Here is a 22,136-nt window from a genome sequence, read left to right as displayed (position 1 = left end):
TCTAAACAGAAGAGAAAGGCCGTTATGTCACCAGAAAATATCGAGTTTGTACAGTCTTGATGAGTGGTACAACTCATAGAGAATGTTACTTAAAAAGCGGCAGTAGCTGCTTAAATTCTGGACATCTGCCATCACGCATTAATTCAAAAAGCGCCATTTCCAAACCCGACAAACCGATGCCATTGGCTTCAAATTTTCTCAATGCTAAGGCTTTGTTTTGTGGATCTCGGGATGAGACACAATCTGTCACCACCTCCACTTGGTAGCCCATGTGTTTCAAATCGACTGCCGTTTGATAAACACAAATGTGCGCTTCAATGCCGCATAGCAGCCACTGCTGAACGTTACTAGCTTGGATGGCATGATTAATGGCTTTAGTGCCGCATCCAGAAAAAGTCGATTTATGAAAAGGTGGATACCCCTCCAACGCATTCGCTATTGGCGCAACCGTAGCACCTAAGTTTTCAGGGATTTGTTCCAACCAAATGATGGGCAGCGCTAACTGCTTTGCCCCTTCAATCAACTTAGTGATGTTATTGATCATCTGTTCACTTTGATCCACCATCTGCGCCAATTTCCCTTGCACATCCACTACAATTAGCCCCGTTTTTTCTTTCTCTAGCATGCTGACCTCTATCAATCCAACCCGTCTGTTTGCTTTCACTATAGCTTGCTTTTCAGTTGCCTACATCACGACCAAAGGCCAATAAGAGCTGTGCATAAATCAAACAAACAGACACACGTGACTTTTCCTGATGCTTTTTCCGCAGTAACATACTTCGGCTGACGTGCTGTGTGAGACAGACGTTTGGCTAAATTATTTTTTATTCTCAGGGCGGGGCGAAATTCCCCACCGGCGGTATACCGAATGAGGTGAGCCCGCGAGCGCTCGATTCGTCGAGGTCAGCAGATCTGGTTAGAGGCCAGAGCCGACGGTTATAGTCCGGATGAGAGAGAATGAAACTTCACCAGTGCCCTCTGGCTCTGGTGCATTTCGTTTTGGAAGAAACGCTTCCAGCCTCATGCTGCCCTGATTCTGGTGATTATTAGGAGTTAACCATGAATCAGTCATCTCTACTTGCCGAATTTGGCGATCCGATTACTCGCGTTGAAAACGCTTTGCTTGCGCTCAAAGAGGGCCGTGGCGTACTACTGCTCGATGATGAAGATCGTGAAAACGAAGGCGACATTATCTATTCCGTTGAACACCTTACTAACGCACAAATGGCGTTGATGATTCGCGAATGCAGCGGCATTGTGTGTTTGTGCCTCACCGACGAGCACGCCAACAAGTTGGAACTGCCACCCATGGTCGTTAACAACAACAGTGCCAACCAAACCGCGTTTACCGTCTCGATTGAAGCAAAGCAAGGTGTCACCACAGGTGTTTCTGCACAAGACCGAGTAACCACCATCAAAACCGCTGCAAACCCGTTAGCAAAAGCAGACGACTTGGCGCGCCCGGGTCATGTCTTCCCGTTACGTGCTCGTCCAGGCGGTGTGTTGGCTCGTCGCGGTCATACCGAAGGCACGGTTGATCTGATGCAAATGGCCGGATTACAGCCTGCGGGTGTTCTGTGTGAGTTGACCAATCCTGATGGGACCATGGCCAAAACGCCCGAGATCATTGCCTTCGGCAAGCAACACAATATGCCAGTGCTCACCATTGAAGACATGGTGATGTACCGCAATCAGTACGATCTCAAATTGGCGTAAAATACCTTCAAAGATACTGTATGAATTAAGGCCAGCATTGCTGGCCTTATTGGTCTCTTATTCTCTCTTTATCTAAACGAACGTCCTTTCAGTGGTAACTTGACCAAATGGGCACTCGAATGTGGTAAGTCGCGAGTACGACGAACATTGGTTAACGGTTTAAAGTCCGCCACATTAAACGCATCATCCGCTTTGAGATCGTCGCACAACTCATCAATCAGTTTCTCAGTCACGTCCCACATGGTAAACATATGGACGTATTTTCGTGTCTTACGGCCTGTTTCTGGATTTGGCTCGTCAATCTCTTCTTTGGCTAACGAGTATTTGAAAATGATGTCATCCTTTGGCTGACAGAAAATAAGCGATAAAGAGAGCGGCGTTCGTTGCAACCATAACCCTTTGGGAACACCAATATCAGCTCCTTTGTCTTCCCAATAGTTCGCCACTTCTTGCAACTTTTCATAAGCATATTGCGCCATCTTCTGCCCTTTCATCGCCAACTCAATCTGCTTTTCGTAACTGTGCTTGGAGAAATAGTCCCAAAGATTCAAAGGGGAAATGCCACTGCGTGAGCCAGCAAACGTGGTGTCAGGCGAGCCAATGTAAGCCGGGTTATCCGGTGGAGAAACCATAAACTGGTGCTTGGTCATGTATACCCCAGTCGGCCAAGGAGCCCCTGGCCACTTATGGCCACTGGTGACAATGGAATGCACCATAGGGTTGCGGAAGTCGAAATCTGGCCCTGTGTAACAATGGTTCTCTTCAAAGAAGCCTTCATACTCGCGCAAATTCGCGGCCATTTTGACAAACGGCATGTAACTTGCGCCGAGCGCACCGTCCACGTGAATCCAATAGCCCGTGCGCGTCTCAGTTTTTGAAGGATCGCTTGGATCGACCGGAACTTGACGCTCATAGAGCCCATGTTTTTTCAGCACTGTCTCCAACGCCAAGGTCGCTTGATCGATATTGTCGTACGCACCTTTGAAGGTCGTACCGTAGTTGAGCACCACAATAATTGGGTAACCTTTCTCGGCAAAGAACTCAACGTACTTCACCAACTTATCGACATCGATCGCGCCTGAGCCAACAGGCAAACCTTCTACTGGCGCTTCGGAAGGCACTTCCGCAGGCCACACTTCGCCTTTTCCAAGTGGGTTGTCGTTAGGATAAAGTCGGTTGCCCAAGGCACCAAAGGTCTCAATTTTCTCGACCGACATCGCTTTGACAATCGAATAGTGGGTATCCTCAGAGAAAAATGCCACTGGCGTATAAGCATTGGGATTTTCTTGTGGCGCTTGCGGATAGTGGGCATAAAGTTGACTTGTCGTGATCGTGCGCCCGTGTGCATCTTCACCACAAATTTCATCATCCAGTAACGTTTGGCCAGAGAGATAGTCACGCGCATTGAGCATCGCATACAAATTGCCCTCTGTGCTGCCCATGGTCAGTACATACCCCCAATAACTTTCGGGATCACCACGATCCCAACTGCCATCGGCTTTCAAATAAGGCCCTTGAGAAGGCCATTTGGCATTCCACAGTGAAGCGAAATAATCAAGTACCATTCGTTCGACAAATTTAGTATTGATGGTGTAGTTGCCATCAACAAACGGGTCACCCACGTTGTTCATGCTCACATCTAAAAAGGGCACAATGCGTTTGCCGTAATCGATTTTCTCTTCCGTTTGGTAGCCAAGAAAGCGCGCTTTTTGACGATTCACATACTGCTGAACTTGAGAAAAGGCCGTGTCCTGTTCATCCTCACTTTGTCCTATCGGAGGAATCTCAAAGTTCGCTTGATGAATCTCGTCCACTTCAAAACCAAAGGATTGATTTGCTCTGCGGTAAACCTCTATTGGATCGGCATTCGGTGGCGAAATCAACCCTTGTGCAAAATCAGGGACCTGCTCGTCCCAAGGGAGTAGAGCTGGCCCATAGCCAAGTTTAACGTTGTGTTTATTTTTCATATTCATACCTATCTTATTGTTATGGTCCTCTTCAGACCCAGCCAAAACAGATATGAATATAGTTGCTCATTTAAAAATTACCATCGCCAAAAAAGGCGACCCGTGGTCGCCTTGTACTCTGTTCTTTCTGCTTTACAGTGTCAGCAGATAATTCACCAATTCATTGTATTCTTGAATTGTCGTGATTTTGTCTGCTTTCACAATGTACTTGTTATTTACGATCACGCCGGGTACACCCGTTAAGGTACTTTCCTTAAACTGCTTATCAAAACGCTTTTGCATCGAGTTAACGGCAAAGCTGTTGTAAGCCGCATCGTATTTCTTGGCATCAACACCATTATCGATGAAGAGTTGACGCAACTCAGCTTCCGTTTGTGGTGCTTTGCGTTTTTCGTGGATTTGCGTGAACATCGCCGGAACCATGGTTTTTTCTGCATCCAGCGACACCATTGTGGCGTACGCTTTGGCGACAGGAACCCCCATCTCGCCCCCCATAAAGGAAACATGCACTTTCTCAAATCTTGCCTCTTCAGGCAGAGATTTCTTCATGCTTTCCACCACTCCCTCAAAACGGTAACAGTGTGGGCAGTAGAAAGAGAAATATTCCGTCACGACAGGTTTCTGCGATTTGGCGGTAGGTAATACCGTGTAATGCGTGCCTTGTTCAAATTTCGCTGCGTATGCAGACACACTCAGCAACAATGCCGAGAACATAAAGACGATTTTCTTGATCATGTTAATACCTTGAATAATCTAATTTTTATTAATTAATGAATGAAATAAAGATTAAACAAAGGTTGAAATGGGAGGACGAAAGAGCGATTCGTTCATCGAGAAGGCTTTGACCGATTGATCACGAGAAATCAATGCGAGAGCGAAAGCTTGTTGCAACGATGCCAGTTGCGCTTTGGAGGCGGGCATTTTGCCTATGCACACCGAATGACAGCCATGAGAAGGCTGACTACTTTCCAATTTTATGTCGTGATGAACATCAGGACATGTGGTTTCAGTTGCTTGCACTGCAGCACTCTCTGAAAAAGAAAGTGTGTTTTTGATCATTTCTGACGATGCCATAAAGATGATCGCCACGGCTAACACGATCAATAGTGGCATTCTAAACAGTGAGTACAAAAACAACCTCTCCTTGGCAATGAGGGAACTTGCCCTAGGTTAACAGCAAAAAACGTTCTGATGGAAGCCTTTCAAACAGGCAAGCGCTCCAAGTATGACTTTCTTTCCTCTTATCAGTTCCCTAACCAAGCAATAATCAGGTTTAACCTGCCTTCGTAACTTGCAAACACTATGAAACAGGAGTAATACTTATTCGGTTGTTATGAGAAATATAAGGATATTGTTATGTTAAAAAAACGCTTTTTCAAAACCAAAGACGAAGTCGAAGTGACGTTTGAGGTTCAACAAGAAAACTGGGAAAGCGCGCACGTTGTTGGGGAGTTTAACAACTGGAAGCCAGAGCCAATGACTCTGGTGAAAAAAAGTGGCTTATTTAAATTCAAGACGCGCCTGCCGAAAGAACAAAAAGTGGAGTTCCGCTATCTCTTCAATCAAAACCAATGGGGTAACGATCCGCAGGCTGATGGCTATGTTGCCAACGGTTTTGGTAGCGACAATGGTTTTGTCTTGACCAGCGAATAATGGCCAATCAATGGCCGCTCTATCGAGTTGAAAGGCGCAAAATGCGCCTTTTTTCATTGAGTTTTGGCTCAGTCACTCTACTATGCAAAACACGGCAAGGAGAGCCGAATAAACAACAAAGGAAATGCAATGTACTGGATTGTCACCAAATATTTAATCACGGCCGCGATCGTGGTGTTTATTTCTGAGGTCGCCAAACGCAGTGACAAAGCGGGTGCGCTTATCGCCGCTCTCCCCACCGTGACCATTCTCGCGCTGATTTGGATGTACCTTGAAGGACAAGGTAATGAAAAGCTGACGAATCACGCCTACTACACATTTTGGTATGTGCTCCCTACGCTTCCCATGTTTCTGATTTTTCCGTATCTCATGGAACGATTTAGCTTCTGGATTTCCTTATTTTTTTGCGCACTGATTTCCATCAGTTCCTTTGCCTGCGTGGCTTTCATTGTTAAACACTTTGGCATCAAGCTGACTTAATGCTCTTTTGTAACTGACGAAAATAATCGCTGGTGAACTCGATAAACGTTCGAATGCGCTTAGGTTGATAACGATCACGATGATACAGCGCAGAGAACGCCACACTTGGAATATGCCAATCCTCAAACACTTCTTGCAGTAAGCCTTGTTCTAGTTCTGGCATACAGTAAAGCGTGGGTACACGAATGATGCCGTTGCCGGCCAAAGCACCTTTCAGCATCACTCGGCCATTTTTGCAGCGCAGTTTCCCACGCACCTGGCAATCTGATGTTTGCTTGGTTTGCCGATGTTGGAAGGTCCAGCGCGTCACCGAGCCCGTTAAACAAGCGTGTATATCCAGTTCTTTCGGATGTTCTGGTCGTCCGTGCGTCGCTAAGTAGTTCGGGCTGGCATAAGTGCCCATTTCCACATCAATCAGCTTGCGAGCGACAAAACCTGAATCTTCCAGTTTGCCCATGCGAAACGCGATATCAAATTCATCCTCAATCAGGTCAACACGATGGCTGCTAAAATCCAAATCCACTCGTACTTGCGGATATTGCTGCATAAACTGACCCACGACCTCCGCAATCACCTCTTCCCCTAAGTAACCGCCCACACAGTTAATCCGGATTTCCCCCCGAACGGCTTCAATATCATCCACCGCGGCCAATACCGCTTGATCAATGCTATGCAGCGCCATCTCACACTGAGCAAACAGTGATTTTCCCGCATCCGTTAATTTGAGTGTGCGCGTGGTTCTGATCAACAACGTCACCCCCATTTGCTTCTCCAGTTGGCTAATTTGGCGAGACACATGCGAGCGCGACACTCCCAGTGCTTCTGCGGCTTTGGTGAAATTGCCAAGTTGGGCGATCAGCACAAAGGAGCGGATATCCGCGAGGTTGATCTGTGTTTGCATCATCGGTTTCTCTTTTCTTTTGATGCTTTATTGTTGCCATATAACAACAGAGTTTCAACTAGGTCGATATATATCAACAAAAATTCTTTTCATAAACTACACATCAACAAGCCAAAACGGCTTTTAAAGAGGATCACAAAATGAAAAAATTAGTCGTTATTACAGGTGCAAGCTCTGGTATTGGTGAAGCCATCGCGCGTCGTTTCAGTGAAGAAGGTCATCCACTGCTGCTCTTGGCACGTCGCGTCGAGCGCCTTGAGGCGCTTAATTTGCCAAACACACTTTGTGCTCAAGTGGACGTGACCGATAAAAACACCTTTGATGCTGCGATTACTCGTGCAGAAGAAATCTATGGCCCGGCGGACGTATTAGTAAACAACGCGGGTGTGATGTTACTTGGCCAGATTGACACTCAAGAAGCGAATGAATGGCAACGTATGTTTGATGTTAATGTCCTTGGTTTGCTAAATGGTATGCAAGCGGTGCTAGCGCCAATGAAAGCACGCAACAGCGGCACTATTATTAACATCAGCTCGATCGCAGGTAAGAAAACCTTCCCAGATCACGCGGCATACTGTGGCACCAAATTCGCTGTGCATGCCATTTCTGAAAATGTGCGTGAGGAAGTGGCTGCCTCTAACGTACGTGTCACGACCATCGCACCGGGTGCGGTCGAAACAGAATTGCTTTCACACACCACATCGCAACAAATCAAAGACGGTTACGATGCGTGGAAAGTGGATATGGGTGGCGTGTTGGCAGCAGACGATGTCGCGAGAGCTGTATTGTTTGCCTACCAGCAACCTCAAAACGTCTGTATTCGTGAAATCGCTCTAGCACCGACCAAGCAACAGCCATAACCGCTCATGCTTATCGCACCACAAAGGCCTGTAACTACGCAGGCCTTTGCCACAGTTGCACATTCTGATCCCATCGCTGCGCAATAAAATCAATAAACTGACGCACCACAGGGGTTTGATAACTGCGAGAAAGATAAACAGCCCACAAGGAAGATGAAGGCAAAGTATAGGGGGTCAATAGTGCGACGAGCTTACCCTGTTGCAAAAGCGGATTGGCCAAATCACATGGCAAACGGATCACCCCTTTCCCTGCCAGCGCCGCACCTAATAAGGTACTGAGATCATTCGCCCAAATATTGCCTTTTACGGATACTTCTGAGATTTGATTATCGGCAACGAATCTCCATAAGTGGGTACTCAAATGGACTAAGCAATTGTGGTTGGCTAAATCTTCCGGCACGACAATGGGCTCATGTTCATCCAAATACCCCTGTGTCGCACACACGGCCGCATCGATATCCATCAGTTTTCTCGCAATTAACGTCTCATCGGGTTGATCGGTATATCGCAAGGCGACATCTACGCGCTCATCAACCAATTGCGAAAAGCGATCAGAGGCCAAGATGTCAACCATTACAAGCGGATGCAACTCGGTAAATGCACTGACTGCATCAATAAGATAGTGCTGTGAAAAACCAATCGGAGCAGAAATGCGAATCGACCCCGTTAGCGAATCTCGGCTTTGAACCGCATCCAACTCCAAAGCCGCGGCTTCATCTAAAATGCGCTGGCATCGAATATAGGCTTGTTCGCCTGCGTGCGTCAGGCTGACTTTTCGAGTCGTGCGATGCAGTAAGCGCTGTTGAAGCCAGCTTTCCACTTCTTGGACATGCCGAGTTACCTGAAGCCGACTTAGCGATAAGGTTTCCGCTGCTTGGGTAAAACTGCGGCAATTGGCCACTTCAATAAAGCTCTTGATGGCGTCGAGTCTGTCCATTTCTATCTCTATTAGATCAGTTTATTGAAACAATCTATATCATTTAAGTTTATTTATCCCGATATATCTCATGAGTAGACTCTCTCCATAACGAAACCTCACATACCCAAACTACTTGGAGTTGCAGGTAGGCGGCAAGTGAGCTCATCCCCATGAACATAGACAGACTATGTGATTGGGCCGGGCTGGCGTGCCAGTGAACGAGCGCAGCCAACACCGCTGCAGCTTCAAGTAGGAAGGGTATAGAACCGGAGAAGAGAAATGAAAATAGCAATATTAGGCGCAACAGGTTGGATCGGCAGTACTCTTGTCAACGAAGCACGCGAACGCGGTCATGATGTGATTGCTATCGCTCGCAATCCCAATGCCGTTGAACGCGATGATGTAGAGAAACGTCAATTTGACGTTCGCCAGCCACACAACCTGGCGCAAACATTCCAAGATGCCGATTACGTTATTGCCGCCGTTGGTGGCAGAGCAAACAACGATCACAGCATCGTGGCAGAAACCGCTCAATTGTTGCTGACACAATTGGCCAACGTCGGTGTTAAGCGCTTGCTTTGGGTTGGCGGAGCGGGTTCGCTAGAAGTGGCACCCGATGTCAAACTTGTCACCGTGCCAGAGTTTCCTGAAGAATATAAAGCAGAAGCGTTAGCACAATCAGACGCACTGGATCAATTTCGTTCCCTCTCTAGCGACGTTGATTGGACCTTTGTCAGTCCAGCGGCAGAAATTTTTCCGGGAGAGAAACGCCATCACTACCGTGTCGGAGGCGATCAACTGCTATGCGACGACGAAGGTAAGAGCCAAATTTCCGTGGCAGATTACGCAGCGGCCTTGCTCGATGTATTAGAAACGAACCAGTACCTCAATCAGCGCATTGGCGTAGCTTACTAAACTCACCGCCCGCTGCCCCTTCAATTGACCAAGCACACCTGAGCGGATTAAGCGCTCAGGTGTGCGCCTCATTGTCTGTTGCCCCTTCAAGATCATGACAAAGTCATACAAAACGACGACATTGATTTTGTGCCCATTCTGATAACCTCCTGCTGTCAATCTCCTTGGTGGTCATTTATATTTGAAAAGGTGAAGTGAGTCGTATAACTTCTCGTTTCATATCAGTACTTCTGATGACGTACTCAATATAACAACAAAACAAAGCATAGAATGACACCATGGTAGAAGACCAGAAGTTGATCATTGTTGAAGATGACATCAAGCTCCAACAGATGTTAAGTGACTATTTTATGTCACAAGGATTTTCAGTGATCACCGTTGATAATGGCACGGATGCGCCTGAAATGATCCTCAACGAAAAGCCTGCACTCGTCCTGCTTGACCTGATGTTACCTGGTCAAGATGGGTTGAGCGTGTGTCGGCAAATTCGCGACGCCTATAATGGAAAAATCCTGATGTTAACCGCCAGCGATGACGATTTCGATCACGTTGCTGCGTTGGAAATTGGCGCGGATGACTTTGTCAATAAACCCATTAAACCACGCGTTTTGCTGGCTCGGGTGAGGATGCTACTGAGACGACCAGATGTGGCCGTTAACCAAGACGCCAACAACTGCCGATACGGTGCGCTGAAACTCAATCGTATTCGTCGAGAGTGCCAGCTGGCCGATCAAACCATCAATTTAACCGATGGCGAGTTTGATTTGCTCTGGCTGCTGGCCACATCAGCAGAACAAGTGCTGTCGCGCGAATCTTTGACCAAGGCTTTGCGAGGCATCGAATACGATGGCGTGGATCGCACCATTGACAATCGTGTGGTCACATTGAGGAAAAAACTCAACGATACCACCACACCACCAAAGAAAATTCTCACGGTTCGAGGCAAGGGCTATATGTTTATGCCAGACACATGGAATGAATAAACACCGAAAATGAAGCGCATTTATCTGGAAGCCTTTTTTGGCCTGATTCTTTTGTTTTTTGCCACATTGTGGGGCTACGAGGTTATCGTCTATCAGTTAAATACCGACTACGATCGTGTACTGACAGAATTCGAGATCAATGCGTTTCATGATCTACTAACACCGCTGTATCAGGAAAAAGGCCAAGCCTATTTCACCGAAGCGATGGAAAATTACGCCGAAGCCACGCGTTCTATTTTAACCATCTACGAGCAAAAGCAGCTGCCAAAAGAGATTGCTGCTGTTTTTGTTGATCCTGCAATGCTGGTTTATCTGGATGATGATTTTGATGTTTGGATGCGCTTTTCCGCCAACTCGACCATCTATCACTTAGAAGAAGATCTGCAATCACCGTTAAGGCAAGCCATCGATTTTAGCGGTAATTTAGTTTGGGTGTTCTTCATTATCGGCTTTGCTATCTATTGCGTCATTTTGATTTGGTTTCTAAGTCGCCGAGTTCGTGAGTTAGAACGCGTAACATTGGCTTTTGCATCGGGTGATTTGTCCGCGCGAGCCCGTACCACCGCCCGGTATTCCGTCGGCTCCTTGAACAAAAGCTTCAACGTCATGGCGGATAAGATCGCCAATCTGATCACCAGCAACAAGGTTTTGACTAACGCTGTGGCTCATGAGCTACGCACACCCATTTTTCGTCTGCAATGGCAAGCCGATTTACTTGCCGACTCGCCACTCAACGAGAAGCAACAAAAATCGGTTTCCAGCATGGTGGAAGACATTGATGAAATGGAAGCCATGGTAGAAGAGATGCTCTACTACGCCAAAATGGAAAGACCCGAAGCTCAGTTGCACACACAGGCGATTTCTCTCCAACCTTGGTGTGAAACCCTCGTGAGAAAATGGCAGAGCGAAACTTATCATCCCATCCATTTGCAGATCGACAACTGTTGTGATCAAGTCAATGTTGATCCTCACCTTGTGAAAAGAGCGCTCGACAATTTGGTGCGTAATGCGATGCGCTACACCCAAACACAAGTTCGCATTCAAGTGACACACACTGCCGAGCAGCTGGAATTTCAAGTACACGATGATGGCAAAGGCGTCGCCGAACAAGATTGGCCTTACCTGTTTGATGCCTTTTACAGCGCCGACAAATCGCGTAACAAATCCACCAGCGGTTATGGATTGGGTTTGGCGATCGTCAAACAGATTTGCCAGATTCACAACGGCAGTGCACACGTTGCCCATAGCCCGCTGGGCGGTGCCTGCTTCATCATTCGTTTTTCCCTCTAACACAGAATGATGCCCTCGGCATCATTCACCTTACCAATCTTACAAAGCGCGACAATTCATTACACGTGCGTGACTGATTTCCATAATAAAACGCTGTACATTTCAACCTAGTCATTGATAGAAGTGATAACAAGGGCAACTTTACGTTGTGATTCTTACGTTACTGGTGCCGAAACGCGCAGTTGACGAGCTTAATCTTTCCCAACGCCTCTATTTTCACTTCTTTTCACATTTGCTTGACGAGCGTTGAAGTAGCTTAGCGACCGCTAACTACTCATTTGCCACAACCAGCTTTGAGCTTCCCATTAATAACAAGTAGTAGGGTTATATTTTGAAACCAGGAAAAACAGGTATTCGTCGTATTGTCGACGCAACGGGCTATTCAATGAAAGGCTTGAAAGCCGCATGGATTAACGAGGCCGCTTTTCGTCAGGAAATTCTTCTGACCGCCGCGCTAACCATCACCGCGTTCTTCCTCCCAGTGACGACCATTGAACGAATTCTCATGGTTTCTAGCTTATTGTTGGTGGTTATTGTTGAGCTGATCAACTCTGCGGTAGAAGCCGTCGTAGATCGCATTAGTGACGATTGGCATGAACTCAGCGGCCGAGCGAAAGACATCGGCTCTGCTGCCGTCTTCGTCGCCTTAGCACTGGCGCTGTTTGTTTGGGCGAGTGTATTGCTGTGACCACAATGAATCGAATCAAAACCTTGTTTAATCGTGAATGCTCTTACACCACATTCACTTTGGTGCTGGCGATCTATTTCGCCACCATCGTTAATTTGCCGATTTACAAAGAACTGTTCAGCATCATTAGCCACCTCGACTCTGTCAAGGTGGGTTTTGTAATTTCAGTCCCTATCTTCTTCCTTGCGGCATTGAACTTCTTGTTCAACTTATTCAGTTGGCCTTGGCTAAGTAAGCCTTTCTTTGCAGTGCTGCTTCTGCTTTCTGCGATGGTAAGCTATGCCGGCTACAACTATGGCACTTTGTTTGATTACGGCATGATTGCCAACATCATGGAAACAGACAGCAGCGAAGCAGGATCATACCTCAGCGCATATTCTGTCATCTGGACCTTGTTGATGGGCGTAGTACCTGCGCTGTTGGTGTGCAAACTGAATTTGAGCCTATCAGGCTCTACGCTGCACATGGTGGCGAAGAAAGCAGCGAGTATGCTCGCTTCTTTGGCCGTGATCGCGGTGATTGCAGGCCTTTATTACCAAGATTACGCATCTATTGGGCGAAACAATACCCATCTGAAAAAGATGATCATCCCGACTCAGTATGTGTACAGTGCCACAAAGTATGTTCGCGATACCTACTTTTCCACACCGCAGCCCTACCGCCAATTGGGCCTTGATGCCAAACAGTCAGAACTGGCTCTACAACAAGCGGAGCAAAAGCCGACCTTGTTGGTCTTTGTCGTCGGTGAAACGGCACGTTCGCAAAACTACCAAGCGAACGGTTATGCCCGTCCTACGAACCAATACACCAACGAATTAGGCATGATCTCGTTTCAAGATGTCAGCTCATGTGGCACCGCAACCGCAGTCTCCGTACCATGCATGTTCTCTAACATGACACGCTCAAACTTTGACCGCCCAACGGCAGACAATCAAGACAATGCACTGGACATCTTAAACCGTGCAGGTGTGTCACTTCTGTGGAAAGAAAATGACGGTGGCGACAAAGATGTGGCGAAAAACATTCCTCTGTTTACCGTCGATCGCTCTCGTAAGGATGCGCTTTGTAATGGCAGCACCTGCTATGACATGGCGTTACTGGAAAACTTCGAACAGGATGTCGAGAATCTAAAGGGGAACCGTGTGTTGGCTCTACATTTGATTGGCAGCCACGGCCCAACGTATTTCCAACGTTATCCGAAAGACAAAGCGGCCTTTATGCCCGATTGTCCGCGTGCCGACATCGAAAACTGTTCGGTAGAGCAGATCGTCAACACTTACGACAACACCATCCTCTATACTGATTATGTATTGAGCCAAACCATCAATAAACTCAAGGCACTTGAGGAGCGTTACAACACGGCGCTGATTTACGTTTCTGACCACGGGGAATCTCTTGGTGAGAATGGTTTGTTCCTGCATGGCATGCCTTACAGCTTAGCCCCTGAGTACCAAACAAAAGTACCTCTGATGCTTTGGATGTCACCGGGTTTTGCCCAGACAAAACAGATCAATGCTGACTGCCTTAAGCAGCAAGCCAAGCAAACCGATACCTACTCGCATGATTACATTTTCCATTCACTGCTCGGCGTGATGGATGTGAGTACCAGTGAGTACGATGCCACCCTTGATCTCTTTAAGCAATGCCGCGCGCAATAAGGAAACATCAATGCGTAAGATTAATTTAGGTCCCTTACAGCCGATTGCTGCCTTTGCAGCCATTGCCCTTGGTCTTGTAACACTCTCGCGATTCCTACTCGCTTTGTGGCAATTTGATCGCATTGCCGCCGCAGATGGATGGAGCAATTTGCTGTTCCAAGGTTTGCGCGTGGACATCGCCACCTTGTGTTGGCTATTTATCCTTCCTTGTCTCTTGGCGGCCATCCTGCCTGTCGAGGGTATGGTAGGCAAAATTTGGCGCGCCGTGTTACGCGTATGGCTAGTGGCTGGTCTTTGGATCATGGTTTATATGGAACTGGCTACTCCGCCATTTATCATGGAATACGATCTTCGCCCAAATCGCCTCTTTGTGGAGTATCTGATTTACCCGAAAGAAGTGTTCAGCATGCTTTGGCAAGGCTATAAGATTGAGCTCTTTATCGGGCTTGTCGGGTCCATCGCCACGCTTTGGTTAGGTTGGATTTTCAGTGGCAAAGTCACTGAAAACGTTCGTCAAATCAAATGGCAATGGCGCCCTGTATTAGCCATTGCAGTCGTGCTATTGGGCGTATTGGGTGCGCGTTCGTCTTTGGGACACCGTCCGCTGAACCCAGCGATGGTGGCATTTTCCAGTGATCCGCTGGTTAACGATCTGGTACTCAATTCCTCGTACTCGGTCTTCTTTGCCATCAACAACATGAAATCAGAGCGCAGCGCAGACAAGTTTTATGGCCAAATGAGCCAAGACAAGATCATCGAACTGGTGAAAGCCTCATCGGCCAAGCACGATTTTGTCCAAGGATCGCTGCCAACCCTCAACGTGAATAACGCCACTTATCAAGGCAAACCAAAAAACTTGGTGATTTTGCTGCAAGAAAGTTTAGGCGCTCGTTTTGTCGGTGGCTTAGGCGGTTTACCGCTAACACCTAATCTAGACAAACTGTTGGAAGAGGGTTGGAACTTTACTCAAATGTACGCCACCGGTACTCGTTCCGTACGGGGTATTGAAGCGATAACCACGGGTTTCCCACCATCGCCATCACGTGCCGTCGTGAAACTCAGCAAGAGCCAAACGGGTTTCTTTACCATCGCGGACTTGCTGAAAAAACAAGGCTACCACACCCAGTTTATTTACGGTGGTGAAGCGCACTTTGACAACATGAAGAGCTTTTTCCTTGGCAATGGCTTCGAGCAAATTGTCGATGAGCCGCAATACCAAAATCCGGAGTTCACTGGTTCTTGGGGTGTGAGTGACGAAGACTTGTACAACAAAGCTGATGAAGAATTTACCCGTCTTAACAAAGAGGGAAAACCGTTTTTCAGCCTCGTCTTTACCTCCAGCAATCACAGCCCATTTGAGTATCCAGCGGGCAAAATTGAGCCGTATGAGAGTGAGTTCAACACGCGCAACAATACCGTTAAATACTCTGATTACGCGCTAGGAACCTTCTTCGACAAAGCCAAGCAGTCCGATTACTGGGAAAATACCATTTTCATCGTCATTGCAGACCATGATGCCCGAGTGTTTGGTTCGCAACTGGTGCCTGTCGATCGCTTCCATATTCCAGCAGTGATTTTGGGCAAAGGCATTGAACCACGAAAAGATGATCGCCTAGCGAATAACATCGATATGCCTCCGACGCTGCTGTCGCTGATCGGCATTGATGCGACATCGCCAATGATCGGCCGTGACTTGACCAAGCCTTTGGCTCGCGAAGATGAACGCGCAATGATGCAGTTTGACAAAAACTACGGTTATTTAACGCGTGACAGCTTGGTGGTGTTCTCTCCAGGTGAAAAAGTGTCGTCCTATCACTACAACTTTGAAGACAAGAGCTTAACACCAAAAGAGGTCAGCCAAGAGTCGCTCGATAAAGCCAAAGCCAATGCGCTATTTGGTTCGATGGCGTACAAATACAATTGGTACAAATCGGATTATTAACCCAGATCATACTAGGGGCCTGAATTGGCCCCTTTGTTTTATCACGTTTTTATTTGGCTTACCCGCTTCTCGTTCATCGCAGATTAATCTAGTCTATGGATACTCAACGCTTCATTTCACTGGGTTTAGGAACACATATGCGAACTCTCGGAAATATTATTTGGTTTTTGTTTGGCGGCGTTTTTATGGGGCTTGCTTGGTGGTTTTTTGGCATTTTGGCCTTTATCAGCATTATTGGCATTCCTTGGGGAAGAGCGTGCTTCGTCATCGGTAATTTCTCCTTTTTTCCTTTTGGTTCAGAGGCGGTCTATCGCGACGAACTGACCAATAAACGCGATATTGGTACAGGACCACTAGGGCTCATTGGCAACGTGATTTGGTTCTTGGTCGCAGGCGTGTGGCTGGCAATTGGTCATATTCTCTCTGCTGTGGCGTGTTTTATCACCATCATTGGTATTCCATTCGCGCTGCAACATCTCAAACTGGCGGTGATCTCACTGGCGCCTATTGGCCAAACCATCGTACCGGTCGAAGTGGCAGAAGCAGCCCGATACCACAACCGCTCTCGTTAACGGATCTCCGCACCACCGTTAGTGTGACAATGATTACAAAAACGCCACTTGTTCAAGGTGGCGTTTTTTCGTCCAACGGTACAATTCGTGATCCTCACCATGCTCTGTAGGACAAAAGATCCATTTGTCCGTGATTGCGATCTCTCATCCTCCCTCCTCCTCCCTCTAACACGTCTTACAAGGCTGATTCAGTTGATGAATTGTTCATCAATAATTGAGCGAAAAGTCTAATAAGGAAATCAACGTGAAACAGGTACTGACTACACTCTCACTGGCCGTTACTGCCGCTTTGCTTGCCGGTTGTAATGCTTCTTCTAAAGTCGATACACCTCCTACCGCCAATGCCTATCGCTGCGATGCGGTTTCCATGAACAAAGCCGACGATTTACGCATTTATCAAGTCATGGTGGAAAGTTTCGTCAATGGCAACGATCAAATTGGTCACGGTACTGGCTATGGCACCAGCCATCATAAAGGCGATATCCAAGGGATTATTGATTCGCTTGATTACATTCAATCTTTGGGTATGAACGGCATTTGGCTGACGCCGATTTTCAATTCCGAACCTAAAGCGGGGCAAGACCATTGGGCTGATCGCCTTGATGCCACTGGCTACTTTGCCACCAATTACTTCGAGGTCGATCCGCGTTTTGGCACAATGGACGACGCCAAACGTTTAGTCGAAGAAGCGCATGCCCGTGGCTTGTACGTGTTTTTTGATGGCGTATTTGGTCATCACAAAGGCAATGTGGCGGCTTCCCCCACAGGCAAGCTGCCTGCAGGAAGCAATAACCCGGTCGACTATCCAGAGAGCCTCGCCTTCTATCAAGAAGTGGCCGAATTTTGGATCAAAGAGTTGAAGATTGATGGTTGGCGTTTAGACCAAGCTTATCAAGTACCAAAAGAGGCTTGGGTGGAGATTCGCAAGACGGTAGATAACGCTTCTAAAGCCGTGACGTACACCAACAGCAAAGGGGAAACCGTCAATCCGCTTGGATACATGGTGGCGGAAATCTGGGCTGGAGAAAACCGCATCATTGAAACAGGCTATGGCAGCAATGAAAATCCGGCCCTTTGCTCCGCGTTTGATTTTCCCGTCCGCTACCGTTTGGTAGAGACTTTTGGTGTGAATGAAGCGGGTGTTGGCGGAAAATCAGGGGAATGGCTAGCAGAAGGCATGAACTTGCATGCACTCTACCCTGAACACGCCAAACCTAATTTGATGATTGGCAACCATGATTTGGTGCGCTTTGGTGATCTCCTACAACGTGGCAACATCGCACAGCCACAAGACGAAGAATATTGGCTACGCCACAAAGCGGTGTTTGCCTTCCAAGCGGCCTATACTGGCCCCATTACACTTTACTATGGCGACGAAATTGGCGATCAAGTTGAAAACTTTGCAGCCAAAGTAGAGCAAGATTGCGCTGTGAAAGGGTTATGTGACGATCACGTGGCGCGCTCAAGTGGCAAAGTAGAAGGCGTGACTGCTACATTGAATGCCAATGAGCAAGATCTCAAACACTATATTCAGCAGTTGATGAATTTGAGAAATCAGCACCCTGCGTTATCACAGGGTAAGCGCGTCAATGTACTGGCCGACAACAAAACCTACATCGACCATAAGAGTACCGATAGCGAAGCGATCCTATATGTGGCCAACATCAGCAAACACCTGCAATATCTACAGCTTGATGCGGTTAAAGCAGGCTCTGAAGGGCACTTGACCGACCTCATTAATGGCGAAGAGATCAAACTGATCGACGGGCAATATCTCATTCCTTTAGCGCCACTAGAAGCGCGCTTCCTCAGCATTGAGCAACCCTCTAAAGCAGGACCACAAATCGCCAAAATGGCGCTCGCCAGCGGTATTGGTGAAGGCTTTATGGCGCAATGTGACAACCCAACCGTCGATGAAAAAGGCCCGATGCGTAAGAAGCTTTATGTGGTCGGCGATTTCAGTGACTCCAGTTGGCAACATAAAGATCATCGCCAATTTGAATACAAAGGCGACGGCATTTACCAAGTGGTCACCAACGAAAAACCGGGCAGCTACCGCATGCAGTACGCCGCGAAGACCTGGACACCTCAGTTCACCGCAAAAGGTCTCAGTTTGAAGCTAGGGCAAGAAAACCCACTCATCAAAGGGGGTTATGGGAAAGACACTGCCGTTACCATCATGGACGAGGGTCGCTACGTTTGGAGCTTACAGTTCGACGAACAAGGCACACCACTCAACGTGATGGCGTCAAAATGTGCTGAGTAACGCCAACTCAGTGACATAAAGCTGGGTGTCTCCACCCTGCTAGTTTGGGATGCTCTCACGAGCATCCCTTTTTTCTTTTCGCCACTCTATCGATACGACTCAAACACCACAAAACACCCGCATGGATTGCCGTTACCTACCACCATACCGTGATAAGTTTCAAATATATTCATGAAAGCAATAGGATTGTAATAAAAAATTGAGAGATTCGTTAACTTTCTATCTTTGATGAAAATTTATCCTTAATTGATTTTTATATCATTAAACAGAAGGTTATATGCTAAATAGAATAATTACCCTAAGTACACTGGCACTGCTCTCCGCCAATCCAGCTTCCGCACAGCTACTCAATGGCGATTTTGAAACATGGAGCGGCAATACCCCACAAGGCTGGAGCACCATTGATTCTGGCATCGCCGTTTCTTCCGCCACAACCCCACTGAAAACAGGCAAGCTTGCCGCCGCCATTGCCGTCAATACCGGCACACAAGGCAACACTGACTTCTTGCAGATGGTCAATGTGGAGCAAGGAAAAACCTATCAGTTCTCGGTGTCGGTGTACCATACCGAAGGCAAAGTCATGGCGCGATTGATTGCCGATGGCTACCAAGGTTACTCCAATAACGGGCTCACTAATCAGTGGCAAGAGCTGACGTTTTCCTACACCGCCACCAGCACAAAATCCATTCCTGTAGGCCTACGCTTTTATGACGTTTCCGGTTTTGATGGCTCAGAAGTGGTGTATATCGACAATTTCCAACCAACGGAATCGGCAACTACACCTCCCGAACCAGAAAGCTGCTCAGCAACCACGGCAACCTTGTCACTGACAACAGACCAATACGCGTCTGAGACAAGTTGGTTGCTGAAAAACAGCAGCGGTACCACACTCTTCTCTGGCTCTGGGTATGAGAATTCCACCACTTACAACCAAGAAATGTGTTTAAGCGATGGCCAATACACCTTTGAAATTCTAGACAGCTACGGCGATGGCATTTGCTGTGGGGTCGGTAATGGCTCTTATAGCCTTGTTGCCAATGGCAACACGCTGGCTTCTGGTGGCGAATTTACCCAATCGCAACTCACGTCGTTCACCATCGGTGACTCTGGTACCACAACGCCGACTGAGCCCCCCGTCTTAGGCGACTACTACAAAGCAGCCGAAGGTAAGAATGGCTTTGCGCTGAAAACCGCGCTCTACAACATCATCACCAACCACAATAGCCAAGGATACAGTGCGATTTGGGAACTGGCGAAAGTGGCCGATCTCGATCTTTACTACGAAAACGATGGTTCCATTTTGGATATGTATTCGGAAAAAGCCAGCGGCGCAGACAGTGTACATTTCACCAAGGGCACCAACCAGTGCGGTCAATACAGCAAAGAAGGGGATTGTTACAACCGCGAACACTCTTTCCCGAAAAGTTGGTTTGGTGGCACAGTGGAACCAATGAACTCTGATGGACACCATATTTTTGCGACGGACGGCTATGTGAATGCAAAACGCAGCAACTGGCCATTTGGTGAAGTTGGCAGCGCAACATACGTATCCAGCAATGGTTCCAAACTGGGCTCGGCGAAATCTGACTTAGGCTATGCGGGCACCGTCTTCGAACCGGTAGATGAGTTTAAAGGCGACTTTGCTCGTGCTTACTTCTACATGGCCACCCGTTACGAAAACGCCATTGCTAATTGGGAAGGCAACACCACGAACGCTAACGATGTACTCAATGGCACCAGCACCACGGTCTTTGAACCTTGGATGCTCAACATGCTGAAACGTTGGCATAACGCTGACCCCGTTAGCCAAAAAGAGATTGATCGCAACCAAGCGGTGTACGAGTTCCAAGGTAACCGCAACCCGTTTATCGATCATCCTGAGTTTGTCAGTGCCATTTGGGGCAATTAAGTCACTTCCCCTTCACTTTATTAAAAAGCGCCCAGCATCAACGCTGGGCACTTTTTATGTTATCACGCTCTTTTAAACATTAACGATAACGATTGAGGATCGCTTGATGCAGCGTAACGCCTTCCTCATTGGTTTGCTGTTTTAATATATCGATGCCTTTTTGCAGTTGCTCGACCAACTTCTTGGGCACGTTTTTATTGAAGGCAAAATAGAGCTCACCCTCTTTTAAGATATAAACGGTTTTAAAGAGTTTGGGGTCTAACCCCGCTTGTGAGGTGAACCAGAGCGCTGCACTCTCATCGTAAGCAAGCAGATCAATGCGCTTTTTCATTAACTGTTCAGCCAATTGTGTCACGTAGTTGGCTTCTTGCATCGCTTCACGGGGAACGCCAAGCTCTAAGAGCATCTGTTCACCCACATCATCGCGTATCACACCAATTCGATAGTTTGCCATATCAATGGGATCTCGAATCTCGATATCCGCGTCCACTCTTGCCATCACCACCGCTTTAATGCCGGCAATGGGACCGGCCCACTGGAAAAGATGTTCCCGATGTTCGGTACGAGTCGTGGAAAAAAGCACGGCGTCATTGTGGGTTAAGGTTGCTCGATACGAACGCGGCCACGGTTGAATAATGATCTGTTTATTTTCAATCGCAACGCCCACTTTCTCCGCGGCTAACTGCAGCACATCCACTGAGTAGCCACGAGGCGTTGTGCCTTCGAGGAAATTGGCTGGCGGATACGACTCTGAGAAAAACGTCAGTTGCTGTAATGAGGTGACTGGTGGTGTTGCAGCACTGACGGAAAAGGTGAATGCAAGTATTCCGCAAAGTGCCAAGCCGCTTTTTTGAAAGCCATTCATGATCGCTCCGTCAATCGTTTGGTCCTGTTAAAAAACTAGTCAAAGATCACATGACCGTCTAGGGCCAAATCATCACAAACGCCGTTTTTACTGGACAAAATTGTGGACAGAGCAAAAAGTTAGGTGTTTGAAATCAGGTTATTTCTCGCCAAGCCCTTGCGCACACTGCTGCATAACTTACCAAAACGTCGAATTTCATCAAAATGGGGAATCACACCACGGTTCATTGCATGTTCCCAATAGCTCAGTTCACCATCCACCATCTCAAGCAGTTTTTTCGGGCAGCCTACACACTCTCCTTTCGGACCACAGACAAACGTCTCTGATTCGTACAATGGTAACTCTTTTTTCACCGCGTCAATGATATTGCGCATCGCGGTTTGTCTATCGGGTTTTTTAGTCATCGGTCGCACGCTTGTAAAAAAGAGCCAGAGTATAGCGTTAGATGAAAAATCTGCACAGATTGTCATACGGATCACGTATAACGAAAACTATTAATAAATTCGATGATGTCTCAAGAATGTGATTAGATATTCAACTCATCCCATCCTA

General features: G+C 47.3%; 21 protein-coding genes and 1 riboswitch. Of the genes, 13 read left to right on the top strand and 8 right to left on the bottom strand.

Annotated features, from left to right (window positions below):
- Positions 1-85 precede the first annotated feature (85 nt).
- Positions 86-625 carry a hydrolase gene (locus PQQ36_RS06760; RefSeq protein ID WP_015727504.1) on the bottom strand — a complete coding sequence of 180 codons (540 nt, stop codon included), beginning with the start codon at positions 623-625 and terminating at the stop codon, positions 86-88.
- A 197-nt stretch (positions 626-822) separates the two neighbouring features.
- Positions 823-963: riboswitch (FMN riboswitch) on the top strand.
- A 96-nt stretch (positions 964-1,059) separates the two neighbouring features.
- Here PQQ36_RS06760 and ribB point away from each other — a divergent pair.
- Positions 1,060-1,716 carry a 3,4-dihydroxy-2-butanone-4-phosphate synthase gene (ribB, locus tag PQQ36_RS06755; protein WP_017791512.1) on the top strand — a complete coding sequence of 219 codons (657 nt, stop codon included), beginning with the start codon at positions 1,060-1,062 and terminating at the stop codon, positions 1,714-1,716.
- A 68-nt stretch (positions 1,717-1,784) separates the two neighbouring features.
- Here ribB and PQQ36_RS06750 read toward each other — a convergent pair whose 3' ends face one another.
- From PQQ36_RS06750 to PQQ36_RS06740, 3 genes are all read right to left on the bottom strand, one after another.
- On the bottom strand, positions 1,785-3,683 hold the full coding sequence (locus PQQ36_RS06750) for a pyridoxal-dependent decarboxylase (protein ID WP_273660597.1): 1,899 nt from the start codon (positions 3,681-3,683) through the stop codon (positions 1,785-1,787).
- Between the two features lie 132 nt (positions 3,684-3,815).
- Positions 3,816-4,418 carry a thiol:disulfide interchange protein DsbA/DsbL gene (locus tag PQQ36_RS06745; RefSeq protein ID WP_017421880.1) on the bottom strand — a complete coding sequence of 201 codons (603 nt, stop codon included), beginning with the start codon at positions 4,416-4,418 and terminating at the stop codon, positions 3,816-3,818.
- A gap of 51 nt (positions 4,419-4,469) precedes the next feature.
- Positions 4,470-4,814 (bottom strand): hypothetical protein, encoded by a 345-nt coding sequence (locus tag PQQ36_RS06740; protein WP_225465060.1) that lies wholly within the window; start codon positions 4,812-4,814, stop codon positions 4,470-4,472.
- A gap of 225 nt (positions 4,815-5,039) precedes the next feature.
- Between PQQ36_RS06740 and PQQ36_RS06735 the strand changes: the two genes are divergently transcribed.
- Together PQQ36_RS06735 and PQQ36_RS06730 are read left to right on the top strand one after the other, a co-directional pair.
- Positions 5,040-5,336, top strand: a complete 297-nt coding sequence (locus tag PQQ36_RS06735) for an isoamylase early set domain-containing protein (RefSeq protein WP_011151673.1) — start codon at positions 5,040-5,042, stop codon at positions 5,334-5,336.
- A gap of 129 nt (positions 5,337-5,465) precedes the next feature.
- Entirely contained in the window at positions 5,466-5,816 is a 351-nt protein-coding gene (locus PQQ36_RS06730; protein WP_011082296.1) for a DUF3147 family protein, read from the top strand.
- Here the strand turns inward: PQQ36_RS06730 and PQQ36_RS06725 are convergent.
- Positions 5,803-6,717, bottom strand: coding sequence for a LysR family transcriptional regulator (locus PQQ36_RS06725; protein ID WP_206623764.1), 915 nt, complete (start codon positions 6,715-6,717; stop codon positions 5,803-5,805). The two genes, PQQ36_RS06730 and PQQ36_RS06725, sit on opposite strands and share 14 nt — an antisense overlap.
- Before the next feature lie 140 nt (positions 6,718-6,857).
- Here PQQ36_RS06725 and PQQ36_RS06720 point away from each other — a divergent pair, with 140 nt between their 5' ends.
- A complete protein-coding gene (locus PQQ36_RS06720; RefSeq protein ID WP_011151671.1) occupies positions 6,858-7,577 on the top strand; it encodes an SDR family oxidoreductase in 720 nt (239 codons plus the stop codon).
- A 34-nt stretch (positions 7,578-7,611) separates the two neighbouring features.
- On the opposite strand, the gene PQQ36_RS06715 is transcribed toward PQQ36_RS06720, so the two are convergent.
- Positions 7,612-8,514: a LysR family transcriptional regulator gene (locus PQQ36_RS06715; RefSeq protein WP_273660596.1), complete on the bottom strand. Its 903-nt coding sequence runs from the start codon at positions 8,512-8,514 to the stop codon at positions 7,612-7,614.
- Positions 8,515-8,775: 261 nt separating this feature from the next.
- Here PQQ36_RS06715 and PQQ36_RS06710 point away from each other — a divergent pair, with 261 nt between their 5' ends.
- The 9 genes from PQQ36_RS06710 (at position 8,776) to PQQ36_RS06670 (ending at position 20,719) form a co-directional block, all read left to right on the top strand.
- The gene (locus PQQ36_RS06710; protein ID WP_225483669.1) at positions 8,776-9,411 is read left to right on the top strand and encodes an NAD(P)-dependent oxidoreductase; all 636 of its coding nucleotides are present in this window, start codon (positions 8,776-8,778) and stop codon (positions 9,409-9,411) included.
- 278 nt (positions 9,412-9,689) lie between these two features.
- Complete coding sequence (locus tag PQQ36_RS06705; RefSeq protein WP_015727499.1) at positions 9,690-10,394, top strand: response regulator; 705 nt, start codon at positions 9,690-9,692, stop codon at positions 10,392-10,394.
- A 9-nt stretch (positions 10,395-10,403) separates the two neighbouring features.
- A complete protein-coding gene (locus tag PQQ36_RS06700; protein WP_045618894.1) occupies positions 10,404-11,684 on the top strand; it encodes an ATP-binding protein in 1,281 nt (426 codons plus the stop codon).
- 331 nt (positions 11,685-12,015) lie between these two features.
- Entirely contained in the window at positions 12,016-12,372 is a 357-nt protein-coding gene (locus tag PQQ36_RS06695; protein ID WP_011082289.1) for a diacylglycerol kinase, read from the top strand.
- Between the two features lie 5 nt (positions 12,373-12,377).
- Positions 12,378-14,030: a phosphoethanolamine transferase gene (locus PQQ36_RS06690; protein WP_080537005.1), complete on the top strand. Its 1,653-nt coding sequence runs from the start codon at positions 12,378-12,380 to the stop codon at positions 14,028-14,030.
- 10 nt (positions 14,031-14,040) lie between these two features.
- Positions 14,041-15,972: an LTA synthase family protein gene (locus PQQ36_RS06685; protein WP_263180220.1), complete on the top strand. Its 1,932-nt coding sequence runs from the start codon at positions 14,041-14,043 to the stop codon at positions 15,970-15,972.
- A gap of 137 nt (positions 15,973-16,109) precedes the next feature.
- The gene (locus PQQ36_RS06680; RefSeq protein ID WP_011151663.1) at positions 16,110-16,544 is read left to right on the top strand and encodes a YccF domain-containing protein; all 435 of its coding nucleotides are present in this window, start codon (positions 16,110-16,112) and stop codon (positions 16,542-16,544) included.
- Positions 16,545-16,758: 214 nt separating this feature from the next.
- Complete coding sequence (locus tag PQQ36_RS06675) at positions 16,759-18,810, top strand: alpha-amylase family glycosyl hydrolase (RefSeq protein ID WP_108654061.1); 2,052 nt, start codon at positions 16,759-16,761, stop codon at positions 18,808-18,810.
- Between the two features lie 277 nt (positions 18,811-19,087).
- Entirely contained in the window at positions 19,088-20,719 is a 1,632-nt protein-coding gene (locus PQQ36_RS06670; protein WP_085761565.1) for an endonuclease, read from the top strand.
- Between the two features lie 79 nt (positions 20,720-20,798).
- Here the strand turns inward: PQQ36_RS06670 and PQQ36_RS06665 are convergent, their stop codons facing one another.
- Positions 20,799-21,584 carry a substrate-binding periplasmic protein gene (locus tag PQQ36_RS06665; RefSeq protein WP_011082282.1) on the bottom strand — a complete coding sequence of 262 codons (786 nt, stop codon included), beginning with the start codon at positions 21,582-21,584 and terminating at the stop codon, positions 20,799-20,801.
- Positions 21,585-21,703: 119 nt separating this feature from the next.
- Positions 21,704-21,988, bottom strand: a complete 285-nt coding sequence (locus tag PQQ36_RS06660; RefSeq protein WP_043921217.1) for a hypothetical protein — start codon at positions 21,986-21,988, stop codon at positions 21,704-21,706.
- Positions 21,989-22,136 lie beyond the last annotated feature (148 nt).

This window comes from Vibrio sp. CCUG 15886 (assembly GCF_028570825.1).
GTDB lineage: Bacteria > Pseudomonadota > Gammaproteobacteria > Enterobacterales > Vibrionaceae > Vibrio > Vibrio vulnificus_B.
The sequence above is the reverse complement of the archived record's forward strand: the minus strand, read 5'-3'. Positions and strand labels throughout refer to the sequence as shown.